Source organism: Mucilaginibacter endophyticus (assembly GCF_003351025.1).
Classification (GTDB): domain Bacteria; phylum Bacteroidota; class Bacteroidia; order Sphingobacteriales; family Sphingobacteriaceae; genus Mucilaginibacter; species Mucilaginibacter endophyticus.
In genome coordinates, this window is sequence record NZ_QPCG01000011.1 from 157,804 (window position 1) to 164,219 (window position 6,416).

General features: G+C 42.6%; 6 protein-coding genes. 2 read left to right on the forward strand and 4 right to left on the reverse strand.

Annotated features, from left to right (window positions below):
- Positions 1-340: 340 nt before the first annotated feature.
- Positions 341-1,417: a DUF4932 domain-containing protein gene (locus DUL71_RS29860; protein ID WP_114941472.1), complete on the reverse strand. Its 1,077-nt coding sequence runs from the start codon at positions 1,415-1,417 to the stop codon at positions 341-343.
- Positions 1,418-1,609: 192 nt separating this feature from the next.
- Between DUL71_RS29860 and DUL71_RS29865 the strand changes: the two genes are divergently transcribed.
- Positions 1,610-2,668 carry a sensor histidine kinase gene (locus DUL71_RS29865; RefSeq protein ID WP_114941473.1) on the forward strand — a complete coding sequence of 353 codons (1,059 nt, stop codon included), beginning with the start codon at positions 1,610-1,612 and terminating at the stop codon, positions 2,666-2,668.
- On the forward strand, positions 2,665-3,384 hold the full coding sequence (locus DUL71_RS29870; RefSeq protein WP_114941474.1) for a LytR/AlgR family response regulator transcription factor: 720 nt from the start codon (positions 2,665-2,667) through the stop codon (positions 3,382-3,384). The genes DUL71_RS29865 and DUL71_RS29870 overlap by 4 nt, the downstream gene beginning before the upstream one ends.
- A gap of 355 nt (positions 3,385-3,739) precedes the next feature.
- On the opposite strand, the gene DUL71_RS29875 is transcribed toward DUL71_RS29870, so the two are convergent.
- The 3 genes from DUL71_RS29875 to DUL71_RS29885 all read right to left on the reverse strand — a co-directional run.
- Positions 3,740-4,948, reverse strand: a complete 1,209-nt coding sequence (locus DUL71_RS29875) for a DUF2252 domain-containing protein (protein WP_114941475.1) — start codon at positions 4,946-4,948, stop codon at positions 3,740-3,742.
- Positions 4,929-5,399, reverse strand: coding sequence for a low affinity iron permease family protein (locus tag DUL71_RS29880; RefSeq protein ID WP_114941495.1), 471 nt, complete (start codon positions 5,397-5,399; stop codon positions 4,929-4,931). The genes DUL71_RS29875 and DUL71_RS29880 overlap by 20 nt, the downstream gene beginning before the upstream one ends.
- Positions 5,400-5,773: 374 nt before the next feature.
- Positions 5,774-6,416 (reverse strand): sensor histidine kinase (locus tag DUL71_RS29885; RefSeq protein ID WP_244228878.1); only part of this gene is annotated, 643 nt, incomplete at its 5' end.

Genomic DNA, 6,416 nt, shown 5'->3' on the forward strand with positions numbered 1-6,416 from the left:
GTTTTATTTTGAAAAGAGGATTACGTTTCTTTTATTCTTTTTGCTGAAACAAAACTTTTATTTATGATCTAATATTAATAACCTTAGCATCTTTTACTACTTCAGTCGAATGAGTGACAATAAATATCGCGGGACCTAATTCCTTTAATATGCCTATTAGTTGCAGTTGTAATCTGAATGCAGATAGATATCCGGCTCGTCGATTATGAAAAGTGTGGCATCCTTGTTTTTTATTATGCAGGTCTACATCTGACACCAGATTTGGAAGCCATAACCTGCCTAATATATTTCCAGCGGTAACTGTTCTTCAGGAAAAAACATATTTAAAACTGAAATCGTTCTATTCCTTTAAAACATTTTTATCAGTTGAGCTATGTTTTTGTTTTAAATAGGTAAGTATTTCCGGAAAAAACTCGGCAAAGCTTTTGTATTTGTCGCTTTCTAAATAGCGCTCGTATATAAAAGGCGCTAACTCTTCTACATAAATAAAATCACTTAGCAGTTCTTTCGCCATTTGCTTCTTATAGGCACGGGGCTCGCGGTATTTATGATACAAAGCGGCTGTTACCGAACGTACCAAATTTTCATCGAAACAGTAACGCCAGTTGCTGATGCTATTACGCCTCATGCCGTCGTCGTCTTTGTTAAACAGGTAGGCCAGTTCTTCTATTTGCTTTTGATACTGCTTTTCCAGTCCGTTAAGGTAAATGTGGCTACCTTCATGAAATACCAGATTATCAAAATTCGTAAATTCAAAGTAGGGGTCTTTTTGCGGGTCGGCATTACGTGCAAAGTATCCGGTATTATATACTATCCAATCGGCAAACTGCGGGTTGATGGTTTTGGTGGTAATAGCATGCGATCCCCAGCTGTTTAAAGGGTCAATACAGATCCACCAGTGTACATCGGCATTATATTTATAAAAGCCCTGCAGCTTTTGCACTAATCCGGCCGAATCGACACTGGCTTTCAGCGCATTGCCCCATTGCGTGTACCGGGCAGCATGCCGCTGATAAAAATCCCAAAAATGAGTATCGTTAAAAAAGTCGCGGCAAAGTTTAATGTATTCCAGTACATTTTCTTTACCGTAGTTTTTATACCAGGATAGCTCGGCTGGTTCATAGATCTTGATGTTTGGAAAATTGCTCATGCACCAGCCAAGCTCAACCAGGTCGGTATAGGTTTTTTCGAAAGTGGCTACCTTTTTCACCGCAGGGTGGTCTTTGTATTTTTCAAAGTAGGCAAGTACCTCTTTACTGTAAGCAGATGGATTGGGCTGCGGGTATTTATCGGCCAGGATCTGCACTATGGTAAACAGCTCCACGCCCGGATGCACATTTACCTTAAGCTGATCTTTTACCTGGCTATAAGCCCGGCCGCTTAAAACAATAAAGACAAGTAACAGTATTTTCTTCATGGTCTTTTGAATGATTTAAAGCAAATATCTTCCTGAAAAACAGAACTGCTAAATGCGATTGATGAAACGGCTAATTTCATTGATGAACAAAGTATTAAGTTTCATCATCAACATTAGCCAGTTGGTCAATAAAATCAGGACGATGGCCTTTCGGCAGCCGGTTGATGCCCCATTATGCGCTATATTTAGCCCATGAAGCAAAAAAACATAGTGCTGCTGCATGTATTGGTGTGGTTACTGTTGGTGCTCAACGATGTTATTCCGCGCTTTTTAGGCAATGAATACACCGCGTTTAAGGCAATGCCTAAAGATGCCGCGTTGCTATTAAAATATACGCTCATCAGTATTGGCTTTTATACTGTTGCGGCACTGTGTTTTTATGGCAGCTCCCTGTTGGTAGCGCCGCTCCTGTTTCTACATAAAAAGTATGTTAAAGCATTGATTGTAGCAGTGCTGATGCTTGCGGTATTGGCGGGCTGGCGTTACGCTGTCGAGTTTGGTTTTTTTAAACCGGTATTGGGTTTTGATAACTATAAAGGCAACCAGGTATCGGCACAATATTACATCGGCAATGTATTTTGGTATTATTATCCTAAGTACTTTGTGTATGGTTTGATGTACTTTTTTGGGGCAAACTGGCTGCAAAGCCGTAACCGGGAGCAGGCTTTGCAAAAGGAAAAATTGGTAACGGAACTGGCTTTCCTAAGATCGCAGGTTAACCCTCATTTTTTATTTAATACCATTAATGATATTTATGCGCTTACCTATCAAAGATCGGAACAGGCGCCCGAGGCCTTGCTCAAACTCTCTGAGCTTTTGCGTTATATGCTGCGCGAAGGCGCTGATGATTTTATGCCCTTGCAAAGCGAAATAGATTACCTCCATAACCTGATCGAATTACAACGAATAGGTGCAAAAGGCAGTGCATTTATTAACTTTGAAGTTGAAGGTTATGTGGGGCTGCAAAAGGTTGCATCGCTGTTATTTGTAGCCTTTGTAGAAAACGCTTTTAAGCACGGTGTGCTTAACAATGTATCCACTCCGGTTAATATCAGGTTATTAGCCACTAATGATCATATTGATTTCACGGTAAGCAACAAGATCAACAATAGTCAAAAAGATAAAGTTGGTGGTATAGGGCTCAATAATGTTAAGCGCAGGCTGGAGCTTCTGTATCCCGGTAAACATAAATTAGAGGTAACTGCTAGCGATCATTATATTGCGCATTTACAACTGCAACTTACTCCATGAGTTTACGCTGCCTTATTATAGATGATAAACCGCTTGCCATTGATATACTGGCAGACTATATAAATAAAACACCGTTTTTGGAACTGGCAGGCAGCACCATTAATCCTATAGAAGGGCTTGGCTTGTTACGCAGCCAAAATATTGACCTGGTGTTTTTAGATATCCAGATGCCCGAGCTTAGCGGTTTACAGTTTATAAAAATTGCGGGAAAGCAATGTATGGTAATCCTGACCACCGCTTATGCTGATTATGCGCTTGATGGCTACGAGCATGATGTCGTTGATTACCTGTTAAAACCCATAGCATTCGATCGTTTTTACCGTGCTGCCGAAAAGGCCTTAAAACAGTCATCACTACCACCGGCATTAACTTCTGGTAAGCCGCTACCAAGAATCAAAACGGTTACCGAATACCTGTTTGTAAAAACAGAGCACCGCATACAACGTATAATCCTCCGTGATGTGTTGTATGTGGAAGGAGTACAAAATTACATATCCATCCATACTGCGGACGCAAGGGTAATGAGCCTGCAAACGCTTAAGGGGCTGGGAGAGCAATTACCGGCGGGCGATTTTGTGCGCGTGCACCGCTCTTTTATTGTAAACCTGCGTCATATAACTTCTGTAGAGCGAGGCCGGATCTTTATAGGTGATACTGTTATCCCTATTGGCGACAAATACCGTGATGAAGTTTATAGGATAATTGGGGCAGGGTAGGGTTTAGTTGTTACGCCAATTCACAAGCGGTTGACAGATTGGATATTCCGGAGACGTTGACCAATACATTCCGAAAAACGAGCTTAATGCATTTCGTTCCGCTTTTTTGTGAATTGGATAGCTAAATTAGAATTTTTAACACAACCTGTTGCGCTAACAAGCGCGAAACAGCATGGTCAAGCATGGCGGAATATCCTGATCGCCATCTTCACCTTTGTTACGGGGACCATTGCAAAATCAAAGGGAAAGAACAATCCTTCAGGTAAGATTTTGCTCAGGTGAAACCTGTTGGATCCGGCTGATGATCCAGTTTGTAAATACTGCCTTTAGGGTATTCGGCCATAGCGTGCCGACTTTATTTTGTTCCATATCTTCCTTTGCTGAATTCTTCGATAAATATCTGGTAATACTCCTTTGTTTTAATGGCATAGGAACGGGCATACTCGATCAATTCCTCCTGCCAGTTTTGGTCAGCCCCAAAAGCCATTAGTTCATCGATGTTTCCCGATCCCTGCATACCGCCGCTTCTTAACTGGGCAGAGGCGGTCAGGCTGGCCATATCGCTGACAACTTCGTACATATCACGATAATTTTCTTTCAGCAACTTGAACTTCAGGGTATCCTTCACGGGCTGTAATTCCTGGATGATAAATGAATCACCACGAAACGTTGTTGTACTTAGTAATGCGGCGGGAACTTGTTGAAGGCGCTTCTGGACGCCGATTACCCGCGCAGCTTCGCTCTCCCAGTTCAGTTGCTGCACATTTGTGTACGGCAAGACCGATGACTGCCGTGCCTGCTTCATATCGATCAATAGATAGTGGTCTTCAATGTTTTTGCTTTTGAGCAGGAATAAGTAACGTTTTACACCAACGCTGCCCGTTCCCGCGAGACGGAATACAACGCTGACCACTTTATAATTGTAAGGGCCGTCACTGCTTGTTTCCAGCCATTCGCTGATATGCGACTTGAGTTCGCCTCTTAGCTTTTTATCGAGCTTAAAGTGACGTTCATCTTCAAGCGAAAGCATGATCCGTTTCTTTTTGCTGACCGTTCGTTTTTTGAGCAATTCCTTGTAACTGGTTTTTTCAGCCGACTCAAGGAAATTACGCACGATACCTTTAGCCGTGCGAGGTTCGATGCTGATAGCCTTGCCGCGGCTTAATGTCGCAGCATAAGTTTTAATATACAGCTGCGCCATTTTAAGGGCCTTCTCAGGTTCGATGCGCAGGTAGTCGAAAGCAATGAATATGCTGGTCACCATCCTGACAACCTCATAACTCGCGGGCGCCAGCAACGCTTCATCAAAATCATTAAGGTCAAAGTAAACGAGTTTATTGTCACCCCGGTAGCTTCCAAAGTTTTCGATATGCAGGTCCCCGCAGATCCAGGCAAGCGGCGAAAGCGGCAGGGGTTTCGCTGCAGCCAGATCCTCATAGAATATGTGACAGGTGCCCCTAAAGAAACGAAAAGCGTTTTCGGCCATGGCCTCATATTTTAGCTGCACCTTTTCAGGCAGTAACGGCGCATTGAATGCTATCAGTCTATCTTTCAGGTTTTTCATTTTTTTGGGAGTAACGGCTGGATTTGCGATGTTGGTTTTCCCTGGCGGCGTCAATGGAATGCGTCGCTGTCAGGTCGTCTTCTTTTTCAGCAAGTTCGGATAACTCAATGTAAAACTTGTGTAGCCGGTCTAGTTCCTCTTCGGTTAAATCCTCGATATCCACCATCCGGTTACTTGCGCCCTGATGGGATGCCAGTAATTCATTTAGTTTTAAATGAATGGCTTTTGAATCCTTGTTTTGAGACTTCTGAATTAAAAAAACCATGAGGAAAGTGACAATAGTGGTACCCGTATTGATCACCAACTGCCATGTTTGGGAATAATTAAAGAAAGGTCCGCTCAGGGCCCAGATAATTACAACTGCAGTTGCACCTATAAATGCGGTTGAACTACCCGTTGCCGAGGTCGCCCAGTTTGAGAATGTTTCGAATAAGTTCTTTTTGTTTTTCATCGTGTTGTTTATGCTGCCCGTTATCACCTTTGGCTCTGTTAAATAACCAGGCTTTACACCGTATAGGATTTAGCTAAATGAATTGGTAAACGCTGAGAAATAAGGTTTTTTGAATTTTAGCCCAGAATAAATCCGCCTGCTAAAATGTCGTAATTGGTATTATTGCCGCCCGCACAAGCTATCGCGCGCTTTAAATAAAGAGCCATGTCGCATTCCCAGATAGATTAAGTTAAATCAGTAAATACACTGCTTCGGCACCTGATTTATAACGGGAACTTACCAGGAATCTTTTTGTTTGTCTTATTGGACAATTTATTGAATTGATCGTGAAACAACATGACCCAGGAGCTCTAAGTGAGACGCGGTTTTAATGATCAAATTGGCAATGTAAAACAGAATTTTGCGCCTTTCCCCGGCTCGCTTTCGACCCATATTTTTCCCTGGTGACGACGTATTATTTCGGAACTTAAATACAGCCCTATACCGAATCCTGATATCTGCCGCGTCTCTGCGATATCGACACGGTAATACTGACCAAATATTTTATCCAGGTCGGCAGCGCGGACACCCATGCCTTCATCCTTAACATAGACCATAACTTCGGTCCCCCGCGGTTCAAAGCCAACGACGATAGTTTTACCATCCGGCGAATATTTTATCGCATTGGACAGGAAGTTTGAAATGACCGAACCAAGCCTTGCCCGGTCTGCGTTAATCACCATTTCAGGACTTTTAACAAGCGTGATGGTATGCGTGCCTGTTGTCAATTTTGCTTCATCGATTTCTTCCTTAATCAGCTCTGAAAGTTTGAAGTCTGTTTTTTCAATGTAAAGTTTGCCGGATTCCAGGCGGGAGACGTTCAAAAAGCTATTGATCATCCCAATCATCTTCCGTAGCTGGAAATTGACTTTTTCAATCGCAGACGGAATAAACGTGTCTTCATTGTTAGCGAGCTTTTTACTCAAAATCTGGGTAAGCGCCGATATGGATGTCAATGGTGTTTTAAGTTCATGGCTT